The organism is Staphylococcus argensis (assembly GCF_002902305.1).
In the GTDB taxonomy this organism is placed as follows: Bacteria; Bacillota; Bacilli; order Staphylococcales; family Staphylococcaceae; genus Staphylococcus; species Staphylococcus argensis.
The window spans coordinates 496900-511791 of sequence record NZ_PPPX01000001.1 but is presented as its reverse complement, the minus strand read 5'-3'; the positions used below and the strand labels follow the sequence as shown (position 1 = coordinate 511791).

Here is a 14892-nt window from a genome sequence, read left to right as displayed (position 1 = left end):
GTTAGTCCTCCTCATTCATAAATCTTAATACTATATTATCAAATTCCGTTATATTTTCCACGTTGATTGTATGGCCCGCTTCTTCCACTATATGCATGGTTGCGTTAGCAAGAGCAGGCTGCAAACGTTCTGCAATTCGACAGAATTTATGATCTAATTCCCCTACGATAATGCAAGTAGGCGTAGTAATCTGGTCTACCATAGGCCAGAGGTTAGGCATATATCCTGTGCCGTAGTCGCGTAGTGCTTTTGCAAGACGACTCGGTGTTTGTGAGAGTCTTAAATCTCTAACCCCGCGTTGCATTTCTTTAGGGAGTTGCTTTTGCGTTTGAAAAAGAGGGAGTTTCTCCCAATCGTTGACAAACACTTCAATCCCAGCAAGATTTAATACCTTCGCACGTGCGTCATCTACACGCTGACGTTCAATTCTATGTTCGTCATCTTCTATGCCTGGTAAAGTGCTTTCAAGTATTAAACCGCTAAGTTTCATTGTACCATATATTGCATAATAAAGTGCGACACGACCACCCATAGAGTAACCCTGTAAATAGAGTTGATAGTCATCAAATTGTTTCAACACGTCATCCAATGCATTACAAATAAATGGAAAATCCCATGTTTCTGCTTCACTCGACTGATCTTCCCCATGACCTGGCAAGTCAATGAGTAAGACGTTCGTCTGCTGTCGCAAAGCATCTAAATGTGGATGGTAAGTTCGTTGATCGCTAATAAACCCATGCAACATAATAAGTAGTTGCTCAGACTGTTGCTCTGCTGGATAAAAATTATAATTCAACATCAATCATATCACTCAATTTCTGATAGAGATTTTGGTGTTGTTGATGGTTATCATCACGTTCGGTCATCACTTCGTAGATATGACCACCAAACTCAGACAACTGCATTTCTTTAAATGATTGTAAATCATCATAGCGCTCAAATGTAAAGTTATAAAGTAAGGCAGTATGCTCGAAGTCTAAACCTGTTGGTGTACCAAAGAGCTGTTCGAAATAATCACTTGCAGATTGTTTCTGTGGCAAGTAAGAGAAGATACCTCCACCATCGTTATTCAAGATAACGATATTAAGATGAATATCATGCATTTTAGCCATCAATAAACCGTTCATATCATGATAGAACGCAAGGTCGCCAATCAGGAGCGTCGTCTTTCTATGTACTGCCATACCTAGTGCAGTAGAAACAACGCCGTCAATACCATTTGCGCCTCTATTCGCATAAATCATCGCTGCACAATCTGTAGCTAAGTTGTCAACGTCACGAATCGGCATACTATTACTCACAAACAACGTATCTTCAGCAGTGAGTTTCTCTAAAAGACGAGCGACATAAGCTGATTCGTCGGAAGCGTGTTCAATATAATCTTGAAGCTCGACTCTTGCACGTTTCTCTAATGACTGCCAGTGACTTAACCAGTTATGACGCTTCGTAGGCTCGAGCTCCATGATTTGTCTGAAGAAGTCATTCGCCGACATCTCATAAGAAATATGCGGTGCAACTGGATAAGCATCAGGTTGATCATTATTCTGTACTAGAATTTGATATGCTTCAGTACGTCCGAGCCATTGATTAATCACTTTAGAGACGACGGGTTTGCCCACTCGAATAATAAAGTCTGGCTCTACTTGTAAACCTGCTCTGAATAGCAAGTCATAAGTCGTAATAACATTAGGATGTTGACTTTGACGTAGCTGGCTCAATGGATCAGCGAGGATGGGTAAATCATGTATCGTGGCAAACTTGAGTATTTGTGACACATCTTGATGTTGCATATCTCCTACCACAATCAAACCTTTGTCCTTGTCTAAGCTGGATTGAATATGATCCATCGAAGCTGTTTTTTGATAATGCGGAATCGCATAGGTCTCTGAAGTAAGCAAGTCTAAGTTACTTAAATCCGGCGTTAACGGCTCTCTGAATGGCAAGTTAAAATGTATAGGGCCACGATGAGGACCATATAAATGCTGACTTGCTTTCTGCAATTGAAATTGAATCGTTTGCGCCATCGCTTCAGGATAATGCCCATCAGCAATAGGAAAGTCAAATTGATAATGGACATAATTCTCAAACATACGTCCCTGATTAATCGCTTGAGGCGCGCCAATACCTCTCAACTCATGAGGACGGTCACTCGTCAACACTACAAGGGGTAGTCGACTAATCTGAGACTCTGCTATTGCAGGCGTATAGTTTGCTGCAGCTGTACCTGAAGTACACAGAATAGCAACGGGTCGTTCGCTCCCTTTCATCAAGCCTAAAGCGAAGAATGCCGCACTGCGCTCATCAGGATGCACCCAAATCTTTATATCCGGATGCGCTGCAAAGGCAATCGCTAATGGTGTAGAACGAGATCCTGGACTGATAACCACCTCATGAATACCATAAGCATAAAGTTCAGAGGCGAGCTGGTATACTTGTTTCGTTAAAGCTTCCTTGTGTTTAGTCATTAACTTCTACTCCTAATGCTTTCATCATCGGTTTAAATTTCACTGAAGTCTCAGCTACTTCTGCATCTGGATCAGAATTACAAACAATTCCACAACCGGCAAATAGAATTGCTTGGTACTGTTTAAGTAACATTGATCTTATCGCAACGATAAACTCACAGTCATCATCCATATCGATATAACCTACTGGAGCGCCATAAAGTCCACGTGTTCCAAATTCATAACGTTCAATATAGTTAACAGCTTCTTCCTTAGGATAACCGCCCAATGCAGGCGTAGGATGCAATCTATCTAATAATTTAATATAGGCATTCTCTTTCAGTGACGCCTTAATTTGTGTATAGAGATGATAGAGATGATCGTTCGTTAATATTTCAGGCTTACGATTGTAATCCACTTCTGTCACGTAATCCTCAATATCTTGCAGAATACTATCCACTACAAATTGATGCTCATTCAAGTTCTTCGGATCATTTAAAAAGGCCTGAATGTTCTTCTCATCAAGTTGTTCGTCATGTGTACGACGTATCGTTCCAGCCACCGCTTTAGTAGAAAGCACGTTATCTTCAACTTCGATGAGTTGCTCTGGTGTTTGAGAGAAGAAGATGCTCTCTTCAGACTCAAGCACAAAGAGATAACTATTCTGTTCCCCAGTTAATGCGCGTTGTAATAAGTACGGCACTGAAATCGGCTGTTCAAATTGAATCAACCTTCTACGTGCGAGCACAATCTTCTTCGTTTCATCAAGTTCCTCTACTGTTTGTGCAACGAGATCACGCCATTCATCCTTGAATATATCTTCTATGCGTGTGATATCTTTCGGTGGTTCGATTGAGGATTCAGGACGTTCTGTCAGATGTTGAACGATGGCTTTGAAACGCTCTATATCAAATTCTTCCCGTGGAACTGTATACGTGACATATGTGACACCGTCTTCCATCGTGCTCAATATTTCAGGTAAGATAAAATGATTGATGCCAAATTGGCGCCATTCATCTCCTGACTTATGTGCTGAGAATTGAAAGCCTCCACATATTTTTAAGTGATGTTTAGCAGAATGAGGATGAATGCAATCGATTCGCTCTTTGTCTTTTTCCCATTCACGGAAGATGGATTGTTTATTTTCAAAGTCATTTTTATATCTTTTAAGTGCGTTAAAACCAAAAAAAGACATTTGATTATTATTCTTTTTAAAGTAGAACCGATTGCCCGCTTCATCTTCAGTCAGTTGAAAGAGTTCTACAAGATTTAATTCGCGGTCAATCTTCGCTTCTACAGAAACGAAATCATGATTACTTTTATAAACACGTTCTATGATTTCATCTTCCCTGACCTCAATAGTCATGCATGTCACTTCTTTCAATACAAAATTTATTCATTATAATATTGTACCATCTTTCAGAAACTGTGTATTTATTATTGCTTAAATCAATACAAACAATAATTCGCCATTTGACCTCTTTTACAACTTCTATTAAAATTAATTTGATTCATAAAAATTAATATACGAATAAGAGGTATGATATGAATGGCTTCTCAATATCAACAATATTCTACTGTCCGAAAGTATTGGCAATTAATGAGACCCCATACACTTACAGCAGCCATCGTTCCGGTATTAGTTGGAACCGCAACGGCTAAACTCTTTATGACAGGTAGCGAAGACCATCTGAAGTTCAGTCTCTTCTTAGCGATGCTCATCGCTTGTCTCTTAATACAAGCTGCTACCAATATGTTTAATGAGTATTATGATTTCAAGAAAGGCCTAGATGACCATACTTCCGTAGGGATTGGTGGTGCAATTGTACGCAATGGGATGAGCCCTAAACTCGTGCTCAATCTCGCTATTGCATTCTATATCATCGCGGCACTACTAGGCATCTTCCTCGCTGTAGCAAGCTCATTCTGGATTCTACCAGTTGGTTTAGTATGTATGGCTGTAGGTTACCTGTACACGGGCGGTCCAATGCCGATTTCATGGACTCCGTTTGGCGAGTTATTCTCTGGCGTGTTTATGGGCATGGTGATTATACTCATCGCTTTCTTTATCCAAACAGGCAACTTACAATGGTATGCGTTCTGGATTAGTATTCCAATAGTGATTACGATTGGTTTGATCAATATGGCGAACAATATTCGTGACCGTGTGAAAGACAAAGAAAGCGGCCGTAAGACGTTACCTATCTTATTAGGTAAAAATAATTCCGTACGCTTAATGGGTCTCTTATATATTGTCGCATATTTATTTGTAATCGGACTCATCATCTTCCATCCAGGTGCATCACTATTCTATTTACTCGTACTGTTATCATTTAATATGCCAATTAAAGCAGTTCGACGTTTCAAGAAGAATGATACACCACAAACTATGATGCCTGCAATGGCAGCTACAGGAAAAACGAATACAATCTTTGGTATCCTTTACGCGCTAGGTATTTATCTTAGTGGTCTTGCTGGCGTTATTTAAGAGATAAGATCTCCCTTATAAAAGGATCCAATATGGAGCCCCAACAAAGTATTCAACGCGCTTTGTTGGGGCTATTCTTATGTCATCTTATGATGTTGAGTCTTATGTTGTATCGTTCTTGCTAAAAGTTACGTTTTACGTCTTACCTTTTACGAATGATTAGAGCGATAACGTTCGCGTGCTACATCAGATAACACCATGTGGTAATGTTCGTGACCATAAAGATCGATCGTACCTGCTGATTCGAAACCAAGTTTGTGATACAAGCTCAACGCTCCTGTATTATCCACATCGCAGTTCAAACTCCATTGATAATCAGGATGCTGACCTATCACATGTCTAAACAACGCTGTGGCAACACCGCGTCCTCGATATTCAGGAAACGTAGCTACAGTTTCGATATACCACTCATCGTCTTTCGCTTCTTTCGTCGGCATCGGCAAACCATATGATCGAATGTCCGCGTCTAGATCTAACTCTAACCACGCTTTCTCAAGTTCCATCTCATCTTTACCCGGATAAGCAATCAAACATCCAGCTACTTGGCCTTCAATTAAATAAACCCATATATTATCAATGTGACCTCGATATTTCACATCTGTCATACTACGTTCAATCACATCTAATAAACGTGTACGCTCGATATGACGAACTAAATCTGTTTCAAGCCCTTCCCAAATGATATAACTTAAACGTGCGAGCTGTTCAGTATCTTCAGGTTGCGCTTTTCTAATCATAATTTCAAACTCCTAAATTGTTATTTGTTAGTCTTTTATATTATATAATATTTTACTAAATAAACATAATTATATACCTAGGATGATGTCCTATGCAGAAGTTTCAATTACATATAACGTGCTACGAGTTGATCAATGCGAGCCATATCCTCACGTGCATAACCACACGCTGCTAAGAGATTACCCGGATCTCGTTTGTCACTCTGTATCTCTTGATGTCCTGGCATTTGGTTCCAGTGATTGATTCCCCACGACTGACACAACGCTGCCATGACACGACAAGCATTGTCCAACGATTTTAAAGAGCGTTGTCGATCAGAGAAATAGCACGCTTCTAGACCAAACGCGCCATCATTCGCATCGATGCCATACCATAAATTATCCGTCACCGTGTTATACATCACATGCCAAGCTTTCTCGTCTATAGGTATACAGACGATAGCTTCTACATCGTCCACAAATATATGCGCTGAAGAGGTCCTTTCCCAAGGTATATTGTACGTACGCGTGTAGTAATCAACATTATTCTGAGCTGTACTGTCTATATTGCCCGTATCGTGAAAGACTGCAAATATCGGTCTACCCGTAGTTAATCTGGCTCCACATCGCCGTGTTCCTAGAGGTAACAGTTGTCGATAAACAGGAACATTATTCCAGTAATCAATGAGTATCTTCGTCATGTTTCACGTCTCCTTTGTTGTACATCATTAATTTGTCGCTCAATTGTTTAGGAACCGGGATGCCCATAGCTATAGCATTCTCTAGTACACTCGTTAACTCACCTACGATGTAAAATAGAACAAAACTATTAATAAACATCCCATGCATTTGAAAGATTACATCTATAAGGTTGCCTGCTAGGATGACACATAAATAACCGATCTTTCGCATATAACCATTCAGTGCACTTTTACTCCACAATTGACCTTTACAAAAAGCTTTCAATAAACCCGTAATCACATCTGTAATCATGAGTAATATCAACGCGTTAATCAGCAGCCAATTGCCTGAGTAGAAGAGAGAAGCGCCATGTACAGTAGATAGCGTTAAATAGTCCATCGTGATTTCAACCTCCTTTCAACATTGATTCAAACTAAATATCGAAAATAAAGGTATTGGAGGTTAAAACAATTAGAATCGAAGACTTGGAGTTTAAATTGGAGTAGTAAAATTTAAGCTTTTCTCGCTGATGAGTAGAATTAATTAGAATATTATTCTAATGTTATATTTTCAATTGAGTGGAGAGGTGTTTTGCTATATAATAACTTTAACAATGAAAACAAAGGCGCGTTCGTCGTCTTCTCCTTATATTCAACCCTCATTTGTAACTGTTACCATACGACAACCTAAGATAAAGGAGACATCAATGAGCTCTCGTTCGCATTTATACCAACCTTCTGAACTCAAACTCATGTTAAAGCAACCTCAAGCACCGCTCGCCTACCACTACCAAAGACATCTAGGAGATGAGAACATGACAAATTACTTAACTAAAGCAGAATTCTATAAACATAAGCAGAAATTGGATAGGAAGCACGCAGCTCTTGAAAGCAATATTTCAACGCATCAACAATCGCTTCAGCATTTACAAGCGTATGAAGACTTTACTAAGAAGACGCTCAACCAATTACAAGAGAATCAACAACACGCATTAGAGCATGTCCAATCAGAAATGACTGTCATGAGACAAGACAATCAGCACTTTTACGAATTACAAACGGAAGCGAATGATAAACTGAGACGCGAGTTAAAGCAAGAGTATAAGGATTTCGTTAAAGATACGAAAGAGGACAATAAAGCATTTAAATCTGAGTTAAACTTAAATTTCGATAAGTTTAAAGATGGAATGGAAAACAAATACTCCGAATTTAAGCAAGAAATGAAGGCTGAGTATGCTCAGTTTAAAAAGGAGAACAAATCTGATTTCGCGTCCTTTAAAAGCTATATGGAAGAACAATTCACTCACTTCAACAATGAAAGAAAAGAAGAATATGATCGTTTCAAAAATGATATGGAGAAGAAATTCGAACAAACTCGCAATGAAATGAAAGATGATTTTAATTATTTCAGAAACGAAATGAAAAATGATTTCGAAGCGCATAAAAATGAAATGACTCAATTCAAAAGTGAGATGAAGGATGAATTCAATTTACTTCGAGAAGATATGAAAGATTTCAGAAAAGAAATGAAGGCTGATTTCGATTCGCTTCGTGAAGAAATGAACGATTTCAAAAAAGAGATGAAAGCTGATTTCGACTCGCTTCGTGAAGAAATGAATGATTTCAAAAAACAGATGAAAGCTGACTTCGACTCGCTTCGTGAAGAAATGAATGACTTCAAAAAAGAGATGAAAGCTGATTTTGACTCACTTCGTGAAGAGTTGAATACAAAAATTGATAATTTGTTAAAAACACTAGAGCAAAGAGAGAATCGCTTACTCGTTAAGCTCGGTTTATTATTCACTATCATTAGCATTGTAGTATCAATCATATTGCTCTTTATCTAATTTGGTTTAAAAAATGTTTTAAAAGACCTCCACCATAATTTGGCAACCTGCTATTGAAAGTTAAGAACCAAACATGGTGGAGGTGTTAAAAATATATCGTTTGTCATTAAATAAAATCAGAACTGTCATTTATTTTAATAAACCTAAAACAAAACAGTTATGTACTCACCTATCAATGAATCAAGCATTAAAAATCAGTAATACGACAATCGCCACAATTTGCGCTACGATGGTTGTCGCAATCCGTCTTGTATATAGATAACTTGCTGATAATATTAATTGTGCTACAAAGATAAATAATAACAATGCTTTATTATCTAAGTAGAAGAACAGTGAAGCTGAAGCTAAAGCAGTAATAACGATACTTATCCATTTAGGTACCTTCAACTGCAGGATGCACTTCTGTAAAACGGTTCTCATATACAATTCATGACAAGGAATCACTAATAATAGTGTCACTAGCATTTGCCATTTGAAATAAACGCCCGTTCTAGAAAGCATCTTAATCAATGAAGCGTATTTAATATCAGAAGTGATTGCTGCAAATATCAACTGTAGGATAATCAGTACAATAGCTGTAACAATGCCCCACCCTATTGATGTAAGCAATCGTTTCGACTCTATATCTCTTTGATAGAAGACGTAACTGATCCCTGCAATCAGCATAATACCTGTATAGAGGTACCAGTATTCTTGTCTTTCTCCCCACATGATATAAAGAATGATATGAAAAACTATAAAACTAAGGATAAACCACAATAGTGCTTTTGAAACTTTTCCCATATTCTTATCCTTCTTGATCTATAATTTTATAACGTTTGTGATTGATAACTGTTTTTTCAGGTAAATCAAGCTCTTCAAAGTTATCCATAATTGTCAAATCTACAATTACAGAATTATCATTAATTTTCTCTACACGTCCTTTTAAACCATCATAAAATTCTACAATATTTCCTACTTCTGCGACAGTCATCTTAAGACCTCCTAGAATGTTAACTAGATAGTATTGTACTAAAAAAACCGCGACAAATAAACAGATAACCATTAACTCTAGAAGGAATGAAGAGGAAATTATCCGCTTTATCAAAGCTTTCAAGATTGTCACAGTATCGTCGCATTTCAAGCCTTCAAGATGAGTAAAAGAGTAGCTTTTTACCTCAATTTAAGGCATAAATAAAGTGAGGGGAATAGTAGCGTCAACTATGATGACATCTCATTGATGAACAATATTACCACTAGGGTATAGGAGTGAATGCACGATGAAATTTATTAGTAATAACAACATCACAGATCCAACTTTAAATCTAGCAATGGAAGAATATGTACTTAAACATATGCCGAATGACGATAGCTACTTCCTATTCTATGTCAATAGACCTTCAATCATCATAGGCAAGAACCAAAATACACATGAAGAGATTAATAAAGATTATGTGACTGAACACGGTATCGATGTCGTTCGTCGTATTTCAGGCGGTGGTGCAGTATATCACGACACAGGTAATTTGAACTTCAGCTTTATTACAGATGACGACGGTAATAGTTTCCATAACTTCAAGAAATTTACCGAGCCGATCGTTCAAGCTTTACAGTCCTTAGGTGTCGAAGCTGAAATGACTGGTCGTAACGATATTCAAGTGGGTAATGCGAAGATTTCTGGAAACGCTATGGTAAAGGTTAAATCTCGTATGTTTAGTCACGGCACACTTATGCTCAATAGTGAGTTGAGTGAGGTTCAGAATGCTTTAAAAGTTAATCCGGCCAAAATTAAATCTAAAGGGATTAAATCAGTAAGAAGTCGTGTCGCAAATATTGTGGAATTTCTAGATGAACCGATTTCTATTGAAGAATTCAAAAGCATTATTTTAAAAACAATATTCGGTGAAGCAGACCATGTTGAAGAATATCACCTTACAGATGAAGATTGGAAAAATATAGACCAATTAAGTAATGAAAAATATCGTACTTGGGAATGGAATTATGGTCGTAATCCGAAATATAATTTCGAAAGAAAAGAGAAATTTGATAAAGGCTTCGTACAAGTGAAACTCGATGTACGCAGAGGTCGTATTGAAAATGCGAAAATATTTGGGGACTTCTTCGGTGAAGGAGACGTAAGTGAGATTGAAGAGGCGCTCGTCGGTACATTACACGATTTCAACAGTATTAAAGAGGCACTTTCACATTATAGTATTTACCACTATTTCGGAGATATTAACAGAGATGAACTCATTCGCTTAATGTCATAAAGAATGATTAAAGGACGTCGTGTTAAATTAGTGATTCTAAACTTTAACACAGCGTCCTTTTGTTCATCGAGGAAGAATGACTTGAGTTATCCAACGAGACATGCCTCCAATTCATTGTATTCTTTAGTATAGCGCTTAAATTCTTCTTCATTTTTATTCTTGAGTGCTTCATCGATTAAATTCTCAAGCTCTTGCTTACGCACATGACGTAGCGCTTGATCGATGATAAGCTCAATTCCCAAATCGTTGATCGTGTTGATAAAAGCTTCAAGTGTTTCATACTTCAAATTTGCTTTGTTCTGCATGTGAATGCAACTCCTTTATTTCTATTTGTTAGTATTATACATACTTTGATATTTGAAATCAATGAATTTTCAGATATTTATTAGTAGAATTTTACCCTTTGGCAACCTTCAGTTTTTAAGTAATTACGAGCGTTTGCGGTCATTTTTTAAGTTGTGGAAAACCGTAAAATCGAGTTATATTATGAGTTTATTTTTCGATTGGGTTAGTATATGATTATCTTACAGATTCATATTAATTTAGAAGTAAATGTGCAATTACTTAAAGGAGGTTTCATCATTATGAAACTTGATATTATTCAGCAAGAAGACATGGCACTTTACCCTGTTAGCAATGGTAGAGGAATGCATGCAAGCACCAAAATCCTGAAAGTTGATTCACCATCACTTATTATACCGAGAAAGCCTCAGAAAGTGTTAGAGGCCTCGTGTAGGTTCTACGGTGCCCCCTACTTACATAAAAAGAATGAAGCAACCCGTATAACCGGAATTACAAGTAAGCCACCCATTTTATTAACGCCGCTATTTCCAACTTATTTTTTCCCTACGCATTCAGACCGTAAATCAGAGAACGCTTGGATAAATATCCATTATGTTGATAAGATTAAAGAACTCAAAGATAAAAGATGTAAAATCTTTTTCGTTGATAATCAAACCTTAACCATTAATGTTTCAAAACATAGCTTGGATCACCAATACAAAAATGCTATTTTATATAATTTTTTAATGGAGCGCGCAGTCAAAGTATTTACTAGTGATCCTAATAATCCTATTGACTATGCTAAAAAGGAACTGAACATTTACGAAGTGCTTATTAAATACGCGAAACTATTTCAACATAAAGAGTAGTTTCTAACTATTCTCTGAATTACAATACTCCCGGTCGTCTTCCCGAAGTGGTCGGGAGTATCTATATTAAAAATCAGTCATTTTATGCAGTATTTTGTCATTAAAGTTATTAAATAAATTTTAACTATATCTATACAGAGTGTAAATATTCTTTTATTTTTTGGGTTCAACCTCTTGAAAAAATCTGTGTACTTGCTATAATAATACTTGTGCTTGATAGAAATCACATTAATCCACAGTAGCTCAGTGGTAGAGCTATCGGCTGTTAACCGATCGGTCGTAGGTTCGAATCCTACCTGTGGAGCCATATGGAAACGTACTCAAGTTGGCTGAAGAGGCGCCCCTGCTAAGGGTGTAGGTCGCGAGAGCGGCGCGAGGGTTCGAATCCCTCCGTTTCCGTTAATACTTATTGCTCGTTATATCTCGTAAATCGAAACGTTGATATAACGAGCTTTTATTTTATATTGATTGTACACTTTTAACGGTTAGCGATAAAAAAATCACTAGCCTTTAATTTTTATATTGCCCGTTCCAATTAAAACTCTAAAACCTCAGCAAGTATTTAGTACTCTTACTGAGGTTTTCTTTAAAATTATGAAACTATATTATGATTAGTTTATAAATTTTTACTTTCTATTTCTTTTTATTAAAATACATCAGTGTGATTACTATAGAATACACAAATAGAAAAATTATTACAAATGTTGTCATTCTATCACCTTTTCTTTATTTACAAATATAGTTAGTTGCTCCTGTACAACCTAGTGAAGTTATAAGACCACAAATTGTTGCTAATGAGAAACCACCCCAACCAGTTGTTATACCTAAAGCTGCAGCAGCAGCCCAACATCCACCGGCTCCACCAGTACCACATAAAGCTCCTACTGCCCATTCACACCAGCTACGTTCTTTAGGTGGTAAGTTCTTGTAAGAATCTTCTTCAATTTTGTTTTTAGTAGTAGTTTTAAAATTTTCATCATAATATTGTCCATTTTTATCTATATTAAACTCGTAATAGGGTTTGTCATTTAAAACACCTTTCATATTAATAAACTTCTTATTATCATGTTTGACAAATTTAGAATACATCATATGATCATAGAAAACCTTTTTATTTGCCTCATTATACTTTAACTCTATCATTGCTAAATTTTTATTTTGTTTAGCTAATTTCTTTCCAAACACATAATTAACTGAATATACGTTTGTATTCTTACCTTTATCCAAATGAACAATGATATTATTATCTTTTATTGAATTAATTGATGTAGAATTTGCATGTTTTTGATATACATCTGATTTTTTGATTTTTTCGATTATACGTTGTTTAGTCTTACTATCAACATTACTTTCAGGTTTATTTACTTCATTAGTAGAGGCATTTGCACTCTCATGATTAAGCGGGATGCATAAACTTAAAATTACAAAAAATGATAATAACAATAAAAATGACTTTTTCATAAAAAATTCTATCCTTTTTACTTTATAATTTTATAATATCATTACTTTTGTTTTCTAGTTAAATATTCCCTAAGTGTTGATTATTAATTCCTAATTGTTTAGCAAAAGAATATTTATATTGAGCATTTCTATATTAGATTCAACTTTCATAACACTTCATTATTGATTGTAAACGAGATAAATAATCTCAATTCTTTACAAAAAAAGGGAGAACGCATCCACATTTTATACGTCCTCCCACTCTCAAATATTCGTATTACAGAACTAAATTTCAGCCACAAACAAACGTTACTACTTCAATTTCACTTTAAACGTCTGCTTGTGCTTTAATTCATATTCATCCTCTTGTAACTGTTGAGCAATTCGCTCACCCATCGTATTTTTATCAGTATGGTGAATAATCGCTGTATCGAGAATTTGCTGATAGTTACGGTAGCAATAATCTGTCATGACTACGCGATACATATGATCTAAATCAATATTGTGCAGTGTAACTCGATGATTAGGTGGTTGAGTCATATCGACATCATACTCTACTCCTTGCCAGAATGTGCATAATGTTTCATCGATAATCGTTAAGCTGAGCTCTCCGTCATTAAACTCTAAATGTCCATAACTGTATTCAAGGATTTGTTTAATATCTGCACCTTTCACCGTAATATCAATAGGGACATCTGGGTGCGGATAAGCTTCGAAGATATCTTGGTTAGTCACTTGACCGCTCAAACCTCGTTCGCCATTACACGGTAAATGTACGCACGAAATGTCAAAGGCATGCTCTCTTTGAATGCTGTCATGCAAGAGTTGAATGAACGGATGCGGACGTGTCACAACATCTTCTAAACCATCCACCGTTAAATCTCCTACCTGCTCGCTAATTATCTCATCCATCCAGTGTTCGACTGCTTTGCGATCGTAATACGTCGTAGTTAGCAGCGTGAAATCTTCTGGATACTGATTCAAATCCACAATTTCAGAATTGACGAAATCTACTTCGTAGGATGTCGTATGTTTTTTAAAATTCACATTGACATGAACGAGTTGTTCCGCATTCTGCCCCGCTTGTACGTAGAGTGTTTCATTATCTCTACCGATGTAAGTTTGATGCTGATGACCTGTAATTAATAAATCGATAACACCTAGATTTTGAATAATCTTCTCTGCTTCATTCACTTCTTGATCATGCTCACGCGGCTTCTGACTTAATTGGTTTAAACCACCATGATAAATCACAATCAGAAAGTCTGGTGATTCGCTTTCGTGGATATAGCGAATCCAACGTTTCGCCGTTAGCATTGTCTTGGCCATACTCACATCAGATTCCATTTCAAAATGTTCCCTTTTCATTAATCCGTCTGACGTTAAACCAACGATAGCTATTTTCACACCTGAAATCGTCTTAATCGTATAAGGTGTGGAGAAATAAGGCTCTTTCGTACGTTGATATTCAATATTTGCTGAAAGCCACGGAAATCTGGATAAAGCGATAGAACGGGAGAAGAATGGCAAGCCAAATTTAAATTCATTTGGACTAATTCCACTCGCATCGTAATGCATGGCATTCATCAACTTGATCATAGGATGACGTTTATACGGCGCTACAATTGCGTAGTAATAAGCAGCTAGAGAGCCTGCTAGACTTCCCCCACTGTCTAACAGAATAACGTTAGGGTTATTCTCACGTACACGATTGACATACGTCCCTACACGGTAAATATTCGATCCATCTGGCCCATTTAAGAAATAACTATGCATGTCAGAAGTCGCTATTACATCTATAGATATATTTTTACTTTTTTTCATCTTTTTCTCGCTCCTAACTATCTTCTTTAGTTTAACATGTGACCATGATGAGT

The 14892-nt window shown here is 36.8% G+C and carries 14 protein-coding genes, 2 tRNA genes and 1 pseudogene; 6 read left to right on the top strand and 11 right to left on the bottom strand.

The genetic code is table 11. From position 1 onward, the window contains the following. Position 1 precedes the first annotated feature (1 nt). From menH to CD039_RS02590, 3 genes are read right to left on the bottom strand one after another with little or no spacing between them, the layout of a single operon-like run. Positions 2 to 799: a 2-succinyl-6-hydroxy-2,4-cyclohexadiene-1-carboxylate synthase gene (menH, locus tag CD039_RS02600; protein ID WP_103371002.1), complete on the bottom strand. Its 798-nt coding sequence runs from the start codon at positions 797 to 799 to the stop codon at positions 2 to 4. Then, positions 786 to 2465, bottom strand: coding sequence for a 2-succinyl-5-enolpyruvyl-6-hydroxy-3-cyclohexene-1-carboxylic-acid synthase (gene menD / locus CD039_RS02595; protein WP_103371001.1), 1680 nt, complete (start codon positions 2463 to 2465; stop codon positions 786 to 788). Before menD ends, menH begins: the two co-directional genes overlap by 14 nt. Next, complete coding sequence (locus tag CD039_RS02590; RefSeq protein ID WP_103371000.1) at positions 2458 to 3810, bottom strand: isochorismate synthase; 1353 nt, start codon at positions 3808 to 3810, stop codon at positions 2458 to 2460. The genes menD and CD039_RS02590 overlap by 8 nt, the downstream gene beginning before the upstream one ends. A gap of 183 nt (positions 3811 to 3993) precedes the next feature. On the opposite strand from CD039_RS02590, the gene CD039_RS02585 reads away from it, so the two are divergent. Further along, positions 3994 to 4932, top strand: a complete 939-nt coding sequence (locus CD039_RS02585; protein WP_070502992.1) for a 1,4-dihydroxy-2-naphthoate polyprenyltransferase — start codon at positions 3994 to 3996, stop codon at positions 4930 to 4932. Between the two features lie 149 nt (positions 4933 to 5081). On the opposite strand, the gene CD039_RS02580 is transcribed toward CD039_RS02585, so the two are convergent. The 3 genes and pseudogenes from CD039_RS02580 to CD039_RS02570 form a co-directional block, all read right to left on the bottom strand. Then, positions 5082 to 5669 carry a GNAT family N-acetyltransferase gene (locus CD039_RS02580; RefSeq protein ID WP_103370999.1) on the bottom strand — a complete coding sequence of 196 codons (588 nt, stop codon included), beginning with the start codon at positions 5667 to 5669 and terminating at the stop codon, positions 5082 to 5084. Between the two features lie 110 nt (positions 5670 to 5779). Continuing rightward, positions 5780 to 6349 (bottom strand): annotated as a pseudogene (locus CD039_RS02575) (peptidoglycan recognition protein family protein); the annotation flags it as partial. Then, positions 6330 to 6728, bottom strand: a complete 399-nt coding sequence (locus CD039_RS02570; protein ID WP_103370997.1) for a phage holin family protein — start codon at positions 6726 to 6728, stop codon at positions 6330 to 6332. The pseudogene CD039_RS02575 and the gene CD039_RS02570, both read right to left, overlap by 20 nt. Before the next feature lie 307 nt (positions 6729 to 7035). Between CD039_RS02570 and CD039_RS02565 the strand changes: the two genes are divergently transcribed. Beyond that, on the top strand, positions 7036 to 8175 hold the full coding sequence (locus CD039_RS02565) for a hypothetical protein (RefSeq protein WP_103370996.1): 1140 nt from the start codon (positions 7036 to 7038) through the stop codon (positions 8173 to 8175). A 180-nt stretch (positions 8176 to 8355) separates the two neighbouring features. Here the strand turns inward: CD039_RS02565 and CD039_RS02560 are convergent, their stop codons facing one another. Next, complete coding sequence (locus tag CD039_RS02560) at positions 8356 to 8958, bottom strand: CPBP family glutamic-type intramembrane protease (RefSeq protein WP_103370512.1); 603 nt, start codon at positions 8956 to 8958, stop codon at positions 8356 to 8358. A gap of 4 nt (positions 8959 to 8962) precedes the next feature. Then, positions 8963 to 9148 carry a YkvS family protein gene (locus tag CD039_RS02555; protein WP_002471890.1) on the bottom strand — a complete coding sequence of 62 codons (186 nt, stop codon included), beginning with the start codon at positions 9146 to 9148 and terminating at the stop codon, positions 8963 to 8965. A 286-nt stretch (positions 9149 to 9434) separates the two neighbouring features. Here CD039_RS02555 and CD039_RS02550 point away from each other — a divergent pair, with 286 nt between their 5' ends. After that, a complete protein-coding gene (locus tag CD039_RS02550; protein WP_103370995.1) occupies positions 9435 to 10424 on the top strand; it encodes a lipoate--protein ligase in 990 nt (329 codons plus the stop codon). Positions 10425 to 10510: 86 nt separating this feature from the next. Here CD039_RS02550 and CD039_RS02545 read toward each other — a convergent pair whose 3' ends face one another. Then, the gene (locus CD039_RS02545) at positions 10511 to 10729 is read right to left on the bottom strand and encodes an IDEAL domain-containing protein (protein WP_103370994.1); all 219 of its coding nucleotides are present in this window, start codon (positions 10727 to 10729) and stop codon (positions 10511 to 10513) included. Positions 10730 to 11008: 279 nt separating this feature from the next. On the opposite strand from CD039_RS02545, the gene CD039_RS02540 reads away from it, so the two are divergent. From CD039_RS02540 to CD039_RS02530, 3 genes are all read left to right on the top strand, one after another. Beyond that, a complete protein-coding gene (locus tag CD039_RS02540; RefSeq protein ID WP_186303058.1) occupies positions 11009 to 11575 on the top strand; it encodes a competence protein ComK in 567 nt (188 codons plus the stop codon). A gap of 232 nt (positions 11576 to 11807) precedes the next feature. Continuing rightward, positions 11808 to 11882 (top strand) — tRNA-Asn (locus tag CD039_RS02535). Positions 11883 to 11885: 3 nt separating this feature from the next. Further along, positions 11886 to 11974, top strand: a tRNA-Ser gene (locus CD039_RS02530). A 327-nt stretch (positions 11975 to 12301) separates the two neighbouring features. On the opposite strand, the gene CD039_RS02525 is transcribed toward CD039_RS02530, so the two are convergent. Both CD039_RS02525 and CD039_RS02520 read right to left on the bottom strand, forming a co-directional pair. After that, a complete protein-coding gene (locus tag CD039_RS02525; RefSeq protein ID WP_103370993.1) occupies positions 12302 to 13036 on the bottom strand; it encodes a halocin C8 precursor-like protein in 735 nt (244 codons plus the stop codon). A 291-nt stretch (positions 13037 to 13327) separates the two neighbouring features. After that, on the bottom strand, positions 13328 to 14839 hold the full coding sequence (locus CD039_RS02520) for a bifunctional metallophosphatase/5'-nucleotidase (protein ID WP_103370992.1): 1512 nt from the start codon (positions 14837 to 14839) through the stop codon (positions 13328 to 13330). Positions 14840 to 14892 lie beyond the last annotated feature (53 nt).